The organism is Streptomyces sp. NRRL S-340 (assembly GCF_000720185.1).
Taxonomy (GTDB): domain Bacteria; phylum Actinomycetota; class Actinomycetes; order Streptomycetales; family Streptomycetaceae; genus Streptomyces.
The window spans coordinates 86,836-98,407 of record NZ_JOIY01000044.1 but is presented as its reverse complement, the minus strand read 5'-3'; the positions used below and the strand labels follow the sequence as shown (position 1 = coordinate 98,407).

Genomic DNA, 11,572 nt, shown 5'->3' with positions numbered 1-11,572 from the left:
AGGCGCCACATGGTCGTCGATGAACACGTACAGTGCCGCCAGAAGGGCGTCCAGGTTTGTCTTCACACACTGACCAACGGGCGCCCTTCGCCATCGTCGTGACCAGCACCGACATCGGACTCATTCATCTAGGTGTGGTGTCCCGGGACGTTGCCGCCGCTCGCGGAGAAGCCGGCACGCGGGCGAGCAGGACGAGCGCCGACAGGGCGGCCGGGAGATCGGCGAAGAACACCCACCGCCGGCCCAGGGAGGCGGTGAGCGCACCGCCGAGCACGGGGGCCGCCGCCACCGCGACCGCGCCGCCCACCGTCCACACGGCGATCACCCGAGCCCGCTTCGCCCGGTCGGGAGAACCCTGCCGGACCAGCGCCGGCGACGTGGGCGTCATCAGCGCCGCCGCGCTCCCCTGGACCGGTCGCGCCACCGCGAGCACGCCCAGGTCCGGCGCCAGTCCGCACGCGGCCGAGGCCACCGCGGGCAGGACCAGGCCGGCGCCGTACGCCCGCCGGGCCCCCGATGCGGTCGCAGTGGGCGCCCGCGGAGAGCATCAGGGCGGCGAGGACCCGCGCGTGTCCGTCCGCCACCCGTTGCAGGCCCGGCATGCCGCCGCCGATGCCGGGCAGGGCAGGGCGACGGTGACGATCAAGGCGTCCGGAGAGACGGGCGAGGCCGGTACGTTCACGTCGATCGCGATACGCCGCGGCAAGCGGCCGCGGCCAGGCCTGTTCTGCTCCGCGCCGCGTCCTCGGCGGCCTCCCGCCCACCCGGACGGGCGGCGCCCGGGCGCGCCGAACTTCCCCGCCGCGGGCCCAAGTTCACCCCTGGTGCGCCGGCCGGCGGGTGTCGGTCCCGTCGGCCGGGGCACCCGGAGAGCATCAGGGTCCCGCCGGCCGGGCGAGGAGCCTCGTGGCCGGTCCCGGGGGTCCTTCTCGGATCAGGACGGTGACGTCGATGTCCATTCGGGCGGTTGGATGACAGTGCATCAGAATCGACAGCTCTCACGTTCCTCGGCCTGGACGGCCGCGCTCCTGCGCTCGGCCCAGTTGGCCTACCTCGCGTTCCTGTTGCTCTCCGTGGCCCTTCTGGCCTCCTCCCTCGCCACCGGGGCCGGTGTGCGCGCCGTGCTCGGCCTCGCGGTGCAGGCGGCGCTGTGGGCGGCGCTGCTGCTGGCCGCCCCCACCGAAGCACGGCGGTGAGCCCTCGTCAGAACCGGTCCGGAAGATCGCGGTCCGCCTGCCGGCAGTTCATGAACCAGTGGGTGCCGAAGTAGCGGGCCGTCGTGAACCGGTGGTGCGGGTCGACGAGGATGCGGCAGACGAACTCGGCCGTCCGGCAGTCGTAGGGGACGTCCTCGCCGTCGCAGGACCGGACGACGACGGGCCAGCGGTCGGGGTCGTCGCCGTCGGCCCTCCAGCAGTACAGGTCCTCGTGCTCCGTGCCCGCCCAGACGAGCAGACCTTCCTCCCTGAGATGTGTCCACGGCTCCTGGTTCAGGTCCAGGTATCCGTCGAAGGCGCCCGTGCCGAAGGTCGTGACCATCCACTTGTAGTCGCGCGGGAGCGGGGTCCCCAGGCGCGACTCCGCCTCCGCCCAGTTCACGTCCGGCCGCCGGGCGGGATACCTCCAGCCGGTGATCCCGAGGAGCCGCGCCGTCCAGTCGACGTCCTGGTCCCCGTCCTCCCCCGGAGCGATCACCGCGGGTTCCGGGACCCGCCTGTGCGCGACCGCCGGCACCGGCCGTAGGACCCCTCGGGCGTCCCGCGCCGTGCCCGCGCCGACCCACCGGTCCCCCCACGCCCACGCCCGTATCCACACGGCCCGGTCCTGGAAGGGGACGAGGAGGGCGGCGCCCCGGGATTCGTCGGCCGTCGGATCGGTGAAGCCGTCCAGGACGAGGGTGCGCGGGGCGCCGTACCTGTCGGCGAGCACGTCGGTCAGGGCCTGCGGGTCCAGGTCGCCGGACAGGTACATGCAGCCGTCCCCCGGACCGAGCCCGGCCAGCAGGTCGCCGACGGTCGTCTGTGTGAGCTCCATGACGACAGTGAAGCGCACCCCACTGACAACGGACGTGCCGGACCGCGGCCGAGGCCGCGGGAGGAGCGTGACCGGGACCGTGCGAGGGGCGTGACCGGGACCGCAGGAGGCGGGTGGCCGGGATCGTGCGTGGTGCGGGGCCGAGCCGTACGGGGGGGGCGCTGCCCGAGCCGGGGCCCTCGGATTGAGGTGCGGTCGCGGGGGCACGTGCTCCTCCGCACGGTGGTCGCTCCGGCGGCCCTTCGGTACAGCAGAGGAGAACGGGACAAGGATGGGTGAGGGACTGCGAGCGACGCGGGGACGGACGGGGGGACCGGGCGGCCGGGAGGCCGCGCGCACCCCGCCCCTGCGGCCCGGCGGCTACGACCCGGCCGACTACACCACGGCGGTGGTGCGCAGCGCCCGGGAGGCGGGTGTCTCGCCGGTACTGCTGATGGCGGTGCTCCACAACGAGGCGTACAAACCGCACCATCCGCTGCTCGAACGGGTCTGGCAGTGGTGGAAGCGGGACGCCTCCTTCGGTGTCGCCAACATGCACAGGGCGACGTTCGAGAAGGTGCGGCGCGCGCACGCGCTGCCGGGACGCTGGCAGGACCTGCGTGACGACCCGGCGTTCGCCGTCCACGTTGCGGCCCTGCACCTGAAGGACCTCGACCGCGTGCTGCCCGGGCGGTGCGCGCGCCGCTACCGCAGGGACGAACTCCTCGCCCTCGGCTACAACGCGGGGGAACGCAACATGCGGGCTTTCGCCAGGGGCGTGCCCCCGGGCCCGATGGCGCGGTCCTATCTGCGCCGGCTGCGGGCCCACTGGCCCAGGGCCGCCAGGGCGGTGGCGGAAGAGGACGGTTCGCCCGGCGCCCTGGGGAGTACGGCACAGCGGTGACCGGCGCTCCGGGCCCCGGTCCTCGCCCCGACCCGCCCGGCAGGCCCGGCCCGGCTCGCTTCGGCTGGGCTGGACCGGGCTCGCTTCGGCTCGGCGCCCCCGGCCAGTGCCGCAGGACGGTGGAGGAGCGGGTCCCACCAGGTGGAGGAGAGTCCCGGCGGGTGGAGAAGCCGGTCCCACCGGCTGGAGGAGAGTTCCGGCGGGTGGAGGAGTAGTACCGCCGGCTGGAGGGGTCAGTCCTGCCGGATGGTGAAGACCTGGTCGAGTCCGACGATGGTCAGGACGCGCAGGGTGTTGGAGGGGACGCCGGCCAGTACGATGTCGGCCCCTGCGGCGTGGGCGTGCTGGCGGGCGGCGAGGAGGGCGGTGATGCCGGTGGAGTCGCAGAACTCCAGCCCGGACAGGTCGATCACCAGGCACTGGTCCGCGCTCAGTACCAGTCCGCCGACCTGTTCCCGCAGGGCGGCCGCCTGGGCGTAGTCGAGTTCGCCGGCCACCCGCAGGACGGGGCCGGCCGGGGTTTCGCGTCGGGTGATGTTCAACGGGCTCATCGCAGGTGATTCGTTGACGGGCGGGTGGGGAAGGGGCGCGGCGGGACGCCGACCGCCAGGAGCGCGGTGTCGTCGTCGAGGCCGTCACCGAAATTCTTCAGCAGCTCGCCCAGGGCCGCGATCGTCTCCTGCGGTGTCGCGGGGGCGAGGTCGCGGGCGAAGGCGTGCAGGGCGTCCTCACCGTACAGGTCGTCCCGGGCGGAGCCGGTGCGCGCCTCGGTGAGGCCGTCCGTGTAGAGCAGCAGGGTGTCGCCGGGGGCCAGGGTGGTCTCGGTCGTGCCGACCGGGGCGGTGGGCAGGACACCGACGAGCAGGCCGCCGGGGGTGGGCAGGAACTCGGCGCGGCCGTCGGCGCGCAGCACGAGGGCGGACGGGTGGCCACCGGAGGCGAGGCGCACGGTCATGTGACCGGCTTCGTCGCCGGGTTCGACGACACCGTGGACCACCGTGCAGTAGCGGGGGTCCCCGCCGGCGGAGTACCGCTCGTAGAGCACGGTGTTCAGCGTGGTGAGTGCGGCGGCGGGCTCCGGGTCGTGCAGGGCCGCGGCCCGCAGCGTGTAGCGCGTCAGCGAGGTGAGGGCAGCCGCTTCCGGCCCCTTGCCGCACACGTCGCCGAGGAAGAACGCCCAGCGTTTCCCGTCTGTCTGGAAGAGGTCGTAGAAGTCGCCGCCGAGGCGGTGCGGCGAGGCGGTGTGGTAGTACACGGCCGTCTCCAGCCCGGGGACCGTGGGCAGGGAGTCGGGCAGCAGGGACCGTTGCAGCACGGTCAGCGCGTGGGCCAGCCTCGCCCGGTCGGCCTCGGCCTCCCGGCGGGCCGCTTCCGCTTCCGCCCGCGCCTTCTCGGCCTCCGCCCGCGCCTTCTCGGCCTGCGCCCGGGCCTTTTCCGCGTCCTGGCGGCGGCGCAGCAGTTCCTCTTCGTAGGCGCGCCGGTCGGAGGCGTCGACGACCGTGGTGCGGATCAGCAGCGGCTCGCCCTCACCACCGTACTTGACCTGGGACGAGACCAGGACCGGCAGGCGGCGGCCGTCGGCGGTCTTCATCTCCAGGGCTATGCCGCGCAGTTCGCCCTGCATCCGCAGCAGGGGCGCGAAGTGCGTCTCGTGGTACAGCTTGCCGCCCACGCTGAGCAGGTCGGTGAAGTACCGGCGCCCGACCAGCTCCTCGCGCGCGAGACCGAGCCAGTCCAGGAGCGTGGTGTTGATCCGGGCGATCGTGCCGTCCATCATCGTGGAGAGGTAACCGCAGGGCGCCGACTCGTACAGGTCCTCGGCGCTGTCCTCCAGGAGCGCGGTGAAGGCGGCGTCGGTGGCCCTGCCGCCCGTCTCCCACGGGTCCGGCTGCCCGCCCGTGCGGCACATCACAGCAGCTCTTTCAGGAAGTGCAGGATCGCGTCCGAGGTGACCTCCGGGGCGCTCAGCTGGGGGCAGTGGCCGGTGGCGTCCAGCGTGACCAGGCGGGAGCCGGGGACCGCCGCGTGCACGAAGGCGCCGACCTCGCGGGGCGCGATGACGTCCTGTGAGCACTCCAGCACCAGCGTGGGCACGCTGACGCTCCTGAGGTCCTCACGGCTGTCGGACAGGAAGGTGGTGCGGGCGAAGACCCGGGCGATGTCGGGGTCGGTGGCGCAGAAGCTGTTGGTCAGCTCCCGTCCCAGCTCGGGGCGGTCCGGATTGCCCATGATCACGGGGGCCATGGCGGAGGACCAGCCCAGGTAGTTCGACTCCAGTGAGGCGAGCAGTTCGTCGATGTCGTCCGCCGTGAAGCCGCCTCGGTAGCCGTCGTCGTCGATGTAGCAGGGGGACGGGGCCACCATCACCAGCGCTCCGATCCGCTCCGGCGCGGTCCGGGCCGCCAGCACCCCGATCATCGCGCTGACCGAGTGCCCCACGAACACGGCCCGCTCCAGGTCCAGCTCCTGGCAGACCTCCACCACGTCCAGGGCGTAGCCGTGGAGCGAGGAGTACCGCTCCTGGGTCCACGCCGACAGGTCGGACCCGCCGGATCCCACGTAGTCGAACATCACCACCCGGTGCCGCTCGGCCAGTGCGGGCACGATCGCGCGCCACATGTTCTGATCGCAGCCGAAGCCGTGGGCCAGCACCACGACCGGTCCGTCGGCGGGGCCAGTGATCGTCACATTGTTCCTGCGGCGGATGTCCATGTCCGCCATCCTCCCATTCGGCGCAACGCGCCCCGCAGGCGGTTCACGACCGCTCCGCGTCGCGGTGGTGCCCCGCATGCCGGATCCGGTGGGAGTAGGCGCGTGGTCCGGGGGTACGAGTGCCACGGCATCGGCCGTCCGGACCGCGGGAGCGGCCGGACCGATCACGGGAGGGGCATCGACATCATGGGGCCCATGAGCGCAACACGCGCGGCGGCGGCACACTCGCGGACGGACGCGGTGGACGGCCGGGCGGCCGGGCTGCCGGACATCGCCGATCCCTCGCGGGTGGCACCCAAGGACGCGCGGGAACTGTCCCGGCTGTTCTTCGAGCAGTTGGCGGTGCGGGAAGAGGGGACGCCCGAGTACAGCTACGCCCGCAACACGCTGATCGAGATGAACATGTCCCTGGTGCGGTACGCGGCGGGGCGCTTCCGCAGCCGGGGGCCGGAGGAGATGGAGGACATCGTCCAGGTCGGCATGATCGGGCTGATCAAGGCGATCGACCGGTTCGAGCTGTCCCGGGAAGCGGAGTTCACGTCCTTCGCCATTCCCTACATCGTCGGCGAGATCAAGCGGTTCTTCCGCGACACCACGTGGGCCGTGCACGTCCCGCGGCGGCTTCAGGAGGCCCGGGTCCAGCTCGCCCGTGCCACCGAGGAGTTGCACAGCCGCCTGGGCCGCACCCCCACGGTGCGGGAACTGGCTGAGCTGATGAGTCTGTCCGAGGACGAGGTCCGTGAGGCGCGCCTGGCCGCCAACGGTTACAACTCCTCCTCCTTGGACGCCGGCCTCAGCGGCAGCGAGGACGACGAGTCCGCACTGCAGGACTTCATCGGCACCGAGGACACCGCGCTGGAACTGGTGGAGGACTTCCACGCCCTCGCCCCCCTGATCGCCCGACTCGACGAGCGCGACCGGCGGCTGCTGCACATGCGGTTCGTGGAGGAACTCACCCAGGCGCAGATCGGTGAACGCCTGGGGGTCTCCCAGATGCACGTCTCCAGACTGCTCTCGCGCTGCCTGGCCCGGCTCCGCACGGGCATGCTCGCCGCCGGCTGAGCCGCCCCGTCCGCACCTGTCGTATGCCCGTCGCTGCCGTGGCGGGCATACGGCGTGTCCGACGCCACCCCCGAAGAAGAGGGAGCGGATCGCACACAGTGGGGGCAACGCCGCCCGGTCACACCACTGGAGGGTGCATGCTTGGCAGCGTGTCACATCGCCGAGCCGGGTGAACTGTGCGCAGGAACGGGGGTCGACGTGAAGGGACGGAGCGACTGGCCGGTGGGCAGCCGCCGCGACGGCGGGGCGGACTGGGAAGAACCGGGCGCAGCTGGAGACGTACGCACCGCCGGAGAGGCGCGGGCAGCGGGAGACGTACGCACCGCCGGAGAGGCGCGGGCAGCAGCAAGGGCGGGCACAGCGGGTGAAGGCGGAGCGGCGCAGGAAGCGGAAGGGGCGCGGACGACGGTCACCCTGTCCGGTGAGGGCGCCTGCATCGCCGAAGCACGCGCCTGCGCCGCCGCCTTCTTCGCCCGGGACGGGGCCGCCGGCCATCGCTCGCCGGTGCCGGAACGTTTCGTGGGCCTGGTCCAGCTGGTGGTCAGCGAACTGGTCACCAACGCCTGCAAGTACGCGCACGGGCCCGTCGTGCTGCGCCTGTGCCTGTCCGGCGGAACGGTCCGGGTGGAGGTGTGGGACAGCGCTCCGGTCTTCCCGACGGCACAGGCTCCGGATCCTCACCGGGTCGGCCGGCACGGCCTCGAGATCGTCCGGGCCGTGGCGAGCGTTCTCACCGTACGGAGCGAGCGGGGCGGCAAGACGGTCGTCGCGCACATTCCGCTGGGCCCCGGCGAAGCCGCGGACACGCCGGACACGCGCCCGCGCCCGGGCACGACGACGGTGTGACCGGACGGCAGGAGCATGCTGGACGCCGGCGGTCTGCCCGCCGTGCCGTCCCGCCCGGCTCACCCGCCCGACGTCGTCCTCGTGACGGCGTCCTGCCAGGCGGCCCTGGCCCCCGAGTCACCGATGCGGTAGACGTCCACGACGGCTCCCACGGCCACGACGAGCGCCAGCACCGCGGTCGCGACCCGCACCGGTGCGGTGGTCCAGCGCGAGGTGCCCGACGGTCCGGAGGCGGCGGTGCGGCGGGCCGACCACCAGACGGCGACCGCCAGGACGAACAGGCCGGCGGCCCAGGGGAGCAGGCCGTCACCGAGTTCGGCGTGCCGGCGCACCAGCGCGTTGCTGCCGACGTGCTTCTCCAGCCACTCCCCCGCCCCCGTGGTGAGGGGAACGCTCACGAGCGTGACCAGGGCGAAGAGCGGCAGGGCGACGCCCAGGCGCCGCGCCGCCGCGGGCCGGGCGGCGCAGAGCACGAGTGCCAGCGCGGTCAGCGGGACGAACACCACGACGACATGCACGAGCAGGACGTGTGCGGGCAGGCCGTTGATCAGGCTCATGGACGGTTCCTCCGGCTGGTGGGCGACGGGGTTGGTTACGGGACGCGCCAGAGTCGCACGGCAACCTCTCAGTCTCTTCTGACCCGCTCGTGTCCCCGCGGGACCGGTGGACCTGGTACCCCTCGGCAGGTCAGCCGGCGCCAGCGTGTCCGTCCCACCCCCGTCCCGTGGGGCGCCCGCGATTCCGACGCGCGTACCCCGGTGCCACCAGGACGATCAGCGCCACCCACCACAGAATCTTGAGGGCGAATCCGGCGCCGAAAAGGATGAGAGCGAGAAGCAGGACAAGCAAAAGGGGAACCATTGTTATCAACCTCCTGACCCACCGAATGCCCTGCATCGTGGCGCGCATTCCTCGCAATCTCCTTTGTTCATGGGGGAAAAGCTGGGGCATGAGCCGGCTACCGCACCAGTGGAGCCGACTGCTCCGTTTTCCCTTTCCCCGGCAAACGCTCACGGCCGGGGGAACAGGGGCGGCAACTCCTTGAGACGGATCACGCACCGCCGCCGCCCGGACCGCGGCCCACGCAGGGCAGAACTCCGTGTGGACGGCTCCCGCGGTCTGGCCTCGGGCCTCCTGCGGTGACCGCCGAACGTCCCCCGGCGGAGGCTGCCGCGTGCGCCGCTGCCTCGCGTGTGCGCAGAGGGCCTCCCCTCCCGCTGAACCGGCGGTGTCAGTGGTGGCAGGCAGGATGGCCGGCATGACAACAACCGTAGCTGCGATCGAGGATGCCGCCGCCTACGCGCAGGCGGTCGAGGACGCGGTGAAGGCGTCGGCGGCCTACTACGCGAGGGGACATCGGCCTTGGACGACGACGCCTACGACCGGTCGGTGCGAGACATCGCCGCGTGGGAGGCCGGACATCCCGATCAGGTGCTGCCCGGCTCTCCGACGGGGAAGGTCGCCGGCGGTGCCGTGCAGGGCGATGTCCCGCACACGGTGGCGATGCTGAGCCTGGACAACGTGTTCTCACCGCAGGAGTTCACCGCCTGGACTGCCTCCCTGGCCCGGCGCATCGGCCACGAGGCCGAGCGGTTCAGCGTCGAGCCGAAGCTCGACGGGCTCGCGGTCGCCGCCCGCTGCACAGGCGGTCGCCTGCGACAGCTGATCACACGCGGCGACGGGACGGCCGGGGAGGACGTCTCGCACGCGATCGGCACCATCGAGGGCCTGCCGGATGAACTCGCCGAGCCGGTCACCCTGGAGGTGCGGGGCGAAGTCCTGATGACGACCGCTCAGTTCGAGCACGCCAACGACGTGCGCACCGCGCACGGCGGGCAGCCGTTCGCCAATCCGCGGGGCGCCGCGGCCGGCACTGTGCGTGCCAAGGAGCGCGCCTGCACCGTGCCGTTGACGTTCTTCGGCTACGGCCTGCGCCCCGGCCCGGCACCGAGGCACCGCTCGCCGCGCGGCTCGGTGAAACGGCGCACAGCGACCTCATGGCCCAGGCCGCCGCGTACGGCATCCACACCATCGTCGGCACCCCGGTGGCCGGCATCACCGCCGGGACCGTCGAGCAGGTGCTGGTCCGCGTGCAGGAGATCGCCGCCCTGCGGGCCGAGCCCGGCGCCACCCCGCCCACCTCGCCCGCCGGCGAGATCCGCGCCCAGGACGAGGACACCGAGCGTGCGGGCGGCCCGCTGGGCGGCACGACCGTGGTCGTCAGCGGCGCGATGACCGGTCCCCTGGAAAAGCGCAGCCGCAACCAGATGAACGAGCTGACCGAACAAGCCGGCGGCCGCTCGTCCTCCAGCGTCTCCAGGAAGACGGCCCTCGTCGTCGCCGGAGACGGCGCGGGCTCCAAGCGAGCGAAGGCCGAGCAGCTCGGTGTCCGCCTGGCCACCCCGGACAAATTCGCCATCATCATCGCCGGCTGCCTGAACCGGCCTGCCGCATGATCCGGCGGCGCCTCACCCCGTGAAGGGATCTTCCACCGTCGGGACGTACGGCGACAGCAGGGCTTCCGTGTGCTGCGTGACTCTTCCCCGAACGAGCCTCAGCACACGTACCTCGTTCCCGCGACCCGGTTCCTCGTCGTCGAGAACGTGGAGGAGCCCGTAGGAACCAGGGGCTACCACGGCAACATGCTCAAACAGTTCGAGGACGTCCGGTGATGAGCGGTGATTGGAGGCGCCGCCGAGGTGGATGAACGGCTCGCCGTTCATCCACCTGATGTCCAGCAAGTACGGGCTGTCCATCTGAGCGATGCGACGGCGAAGCTCATCGACGATCTGCCGCAACCGGAACTCATCGTCGTCACCGGCTGCGGTCTCCCTGACCGTGATCCACCCGTGGTACTCGAACACCCCACGATCATAGTGAGGCGCCCCCCTCTGCCCTTCCGGCCAGAGCGTGATCCGCCGGGCACTCCTTACAACAGCCGGCAGCCGACAGCGGTCGGCGTCGTCCGCCGGACGGACACCCTGGTCACGCGCCGCCCCCTCGGTCATGACCACACACGAGGATGTGGAGATGGCGCTGGCCCTCGTGTGACTCCCCCTGCCCCGTCCGGGGAGGGCGCTTAGGAGGTGAATCGTCAGGCGGTGACGCCCAGTTGGGCCAGCAGGGTCTCGTTGTCCTCGATGTGCCAGTCCTCGATGATCTTGTCGGGGCCGACGTGCTGGATGTCGAGGGCGCCGAAGTCGACGCTCTGGCCCTTGCCCTGGACGCCGTTGAAGGTGCCGGTGAAGTGTCCGCGGAAGACCAGCCGCGCGGTGATCTTGTCACCGGTGACCAGCAGGTCGGACAGCTCGCAGGTCAGATCCGGCACCGCGGTGCGGAAGTTCTTCGAGGCGAAGACCGGCCCGGCGGGGCCCTGCGGCCGGCCGGCGGGCAGGGTGTTGTCCTTGAACCGGGGGCTGACGGCGGCATCCAGGTACGTCTGCCGCCCGGTGTTCCAGAAGGTGTACAACTGCTGGGCCAGGTGGACCTCCCGGGCCGCTCGCTGCACGCCGATCGAGCGGTCGACGGTGATCGCCCGGGGCCGGACCAGATCCGGCGAGCGGTCGATCAGGCGCTGGGGCCAGGCGCGCGAGGCCGGGTGGTGGTCCTCGGTGTGGGCGTAGCCCGCGGCAGCGGTGCCACCAGCCAGGCAGGCTGCCGCGGCGGCGAGGGCGGCGATCCGGAAGAGTGTGTGCGAACGCATGAGGAGTGCTCCTTCGGTCAGCCGGTCATGCTTGACGTTTCGGGCGTGACCGGGGGGCCGCCGGTCCTCTGGGACCGGTCGGGGGAAGTGGAGAAATGAGGGGCGCTTCCGGCGCGCGGAGCCCCGTCCGGACGGCGTGTCCGGCGCCGGTGACCTGGCCCGGGAGGCTCGGCGGCGAGGTTGGCGGACCCTGGCCGCCCCTGGCCGCACCCCCAGCCCGCGGCGCCGACGAGGACGCTCGGGTGACCGGGAGACCCGGCCGCCCGGCAGCCGCTTCCGTCAGCGGTGTCCTTCGCCGGCCGAGCGTCGGCCGAGCCGGGGACGGGGTGCGC

13 protein-coding genes and 2 pseudogenes are annotated in these 11,572 nt (G+C 72.4%); 6 read left to right on the top strand and 9 right to left on the bottom strand.

From position 1 onward, the window contains the following. Nucleotides 1–124: 124 nt before the first annotated feature. Nucleotides 125–508: pseudogene (locus IG64_RS29970) on the bottom strand (MFS transporter); the annotation flags it as partial. 463 nt (nt 509–971) lie between these two features. Between IG64_RS29970 and IG64_RS29965 the strand changes: the two are divergent. Next, nucleotides 972–1,196, top strand: coding sequence for a hypothetical protein (locus IG64_RS29965; RefSeq protein WP_037861847.1), 225 nt, complete (start codon nt 972–974; stop codon nt 1,194–1,196). 7 nt (nt 1,197–1,203) lie between these two features. On the opposite strand, the gene IG64_RS29960 is transcribed toward IG64_RS29965, so the two are convergent. Then, the gene (locus IG64_RS29960; protein ID WP_037861892.1) at nt 1,204–2,034 is read right to left on the bottom strand and encodes a hypothetical protein; all 831 of its coding nucleotides are present in this window, start codon (nt 2,032–2,034) and stop codon (nt 1,204–1,206) included. Between the two features lie 271 nt (nt 2,035–2,305). Between IG64_RS29960 and IG64_RS29955 the strand changes: the two genes are divergently transcribed. Continuing rightward, on the top strand, nt 2,306–2,917 hold the full coding sequence (locus IG64_RS29955) for a hypothetical protein (RefSeq protein ID WP_051813488.1): 612 nt from the start codon (nt 2,306–2,308) through the stop codon (nt 2,915–2,917). Nucleotides 2,918–3,150: 233 nt separating this feature from the next. On the opposite strand, the gene IG64_RS29950 is transcribed toward IG64_RS29955, so the two are convergent. Genes IG64_RS29950 through IG64_RS29940 form a run of 3 tightly spaced genes read right to left on the bottom strand, consistent with a single transcriptional unit; the run spans nt 3,151 to nt 5,629 of the window. Then, entirely contained in the window at nt 3,151–3,468 is a 318-nt protein-coding gene (locus tag IG64_RS29950; RefSeq protein WP_037861846.1) for an STAS domain-containing protein, read from the bottom strand. Continuing rightward, on the bottom strand, nt 3,465–4,826 hold the full coding sequence (locus tag IG64_RS29945) for a PP2C family protein-serine/threonine phosphatase (protein WP_037861845.1): 1,362 nt from the start codon (nt 4,824–4,826) through the stop codon (nt 3,465–3,467). Before IG64_RS29945 ends, IG64_RS29950 begins: the two co-directional genes overlap by 4 nt. After that, nucleotides 4,826–5,629 carry an alpha/beta fold hydrolase gene (locus IG64_RS29940; RefSeq protein ID WP_037861839.1) on the bottom strand — a complete coding sequence of 268 codons (804 nt, stop codon included), beginning with the start codon at nt 5,627–5,629 and terminating at the stop codon, nt 4,826–4,828. The genes IG64_RS29945 and IG64_RS29940 overlap by 1 nt, the downstream gene beginning before the upstream one ends. A 195-nt stretch (nt 5,630–5,824) precedes the next feature. On the opposite strand from IG64_RS29940, the gene IG64_RS29935 reads away from it, so the two are divergent. After that, nucleotides 5,825–6,691, top strand: a complete 867-nt coding sequence (locus IG64_RS29935) for an RNA polymerase sigma factor SigF (RefSeq protein ID WP_037861884.1) — start codon at nt 5,825–5,827, stop codon at nt 6,689–6,691. A 198-nt stretch (nt 6,692–6,889) separates the two neighbouring features. Then, nucleotides 6,890–7,537: an ATP-binding protein gene (locus IG64_RS29930; RefSeq protein WP_234438655.1), complete on the top strand. Its 648-nt coding sequence runs from the start codon at nt 6,890–6,892 to the stop codon at nt 7,535–7,537. A gap of 59 nt (nt 7,538–7,596) precedes the next feature. Here the strand turns inward: IG64_RS29930 and IG64_RS29925 are convergent, their stop codons facing one another. Both IG64_RS29925 and IG64_RS43365 read right to left on the bottom strand, forming a co-directional pair. Then, nucleotides 7,597–8,094, bottom strand: coding sequence for a DUF2231 domain-containing protein (locus IG64_RS29925; protein ID WP_037861837.1), 498 nt, complete (start codon nt 8,092–8,094; stop codon nt 7,597–7,599). Nucleotides 8,095–8,224: 130 nt separating this feature from the next. Beyond that, the gene (locus IG64_RS43365; protein ID WP_078884300.1) at nt 8,225–8,434 is read right to left on the bottom strand and encodes a hydrophobic protein; all 210 of its coding nucleotides are present in this window, start codon (nt 8,432–8,434) and stop codon (nt 8,225–8,227) included. A 352-nt stretch (nt 8,435–8,786) separates the two neighbouring features. On the opposite strand from IG64_RS43365, the pseudogene IG64_RS39535 reads away from it, so the two are divergent. Further along, a pseudogene (locus IG64_RS39535) lies at nt 8,787–9,657 on the top strand (NAD-dependent DNA ligase LigA); the annotation flags it as partial. A gap of 111 nt (nt 9,658–9,768) precedes the next feature. Next, nucleotides 9,769–9,993: a BRCT domain-containing protein gene (locus IG64_RS43360; protein WP_420710008.1), complete on the top strand. Its 225-nt coding sequence runs from the start codon at nt 9,769–9,771 to the stop codon at nt 9,991–9,993. A 12-nt stretch (nt 9,994–10,005) separates the two neighbouring features. Here the strand turns inward: IG64_RS43360 and IG64_RS29905 are convergent, their stop codons facing one another. Both IG64_RS29905 and IG64_RS29900 read right to left on the bottom strand, forming a co-directional pair. Next, nucleotides 10,006–10,401 carry an Imm7 family immunity protein gene (locus IG64_RS29905; RefSeq protein WP_037861831.1) on the bottom strand — a complete coding sequence of 132 codons (396 nt, stop codon included), beginning with the start codon at nt 10,399–10,401 and terminating at the stop codon, nt 10,006–10,008. A 230-nt stretch (nt 10,402–10,631) separates the two neighbouring features. Then, nucleotides 10,632–11,240 carry an ester cyclase gene (locus IG64_RS29900; protein WP_037861829.1) on the bottom strand — a complete coding sequence of 203 codons (609 nt, stop codon included), beginning with the start codon at nt 11,238–11,240 and terminating at the stop codon, nt 10,632–10,634. Nucleotides 11,241–11,572 lie beyond the last annotated feature (332 nt).

Bases quoted from the DNA above. Each gene is read 5' to 3' on its own strand.
- IG64_RS29965 (WP_037861847.1), top strand. From the start codon at position 972: ATGACAGTGCATCAGAATCGACAGCTCTCACGTTCCTCGGCCTGGACG.
- IG64_RS29960 (WP_037861892.1), bottom strand. From the start codon at position 2,034: ATGGAGCTCACACAGACGACCGTCGGCGACCTGCTGGCCGGGCTCGGT.
- IG64_RS29955 (WP_051813488.1), top strand. From the start codon at position 2,306: ATGGGTGAGGGACTGCGAGCGACGCGGGGACGGACGGGGGGACCGGGC.
- IG64_RS29950 (WP_037861846.1), bottom strand. From the start codon at position 3,468: ATGAGCCCGTTGAACATCACCCGACGCGAAACCCCGGCCGGCCCCGTC.
- IG64_RS29945 (WP_037861845.1), bottom strand. From the start codon at position 4,826: ATGTGCCGCACGGGCGGGCAGCCGGACCCGTGGGAGACGGGCGGCAGG.
- IG64_RS29940 (WP_037861839.1), bottom strand. From the start codon at position 5,629: ATGGACATCCGCCGCAGGAACAATGTGACGATCACTGGCCCCGCCGAC.
- IG64_RS29935 (WP_037861884.1), top strand. From the start codon at position 5,825: ATGAGCGCAACACGCGCGGCGGCGGCACACTCGCGGACGGACGCGGTG.
- IG64_RS29925 (WP_037861837.1), bottom strand. From the start codon at position 8,094: ATGAGCCTGATCAACGGCCTGCCCGCACACGTCCTGCTCGTGCATGTC.
- IG64_RS43365 (WP_078884300.1), bottom strand. From the start codon at position 8,434: ATGCAGGGCATTCGGTGGGTCAGGAGGTTGATAACAATGGTTCCCCTT.
- IG64_RS43360 (WP_420710008.1), top strand. From the start codon at position 9,769: ATGACCGGTCCCCTGGAAAAGCGCAGCCGCAACCAGATGAACGAGCTG.
- IG64_RS29900 (WP_037861829.1), bottom strand. From the start codon at position 11,240: ATGCGTTCGCACACACTCTTCCGGATCGCCGCCCTCGCCGCCGCGGCA.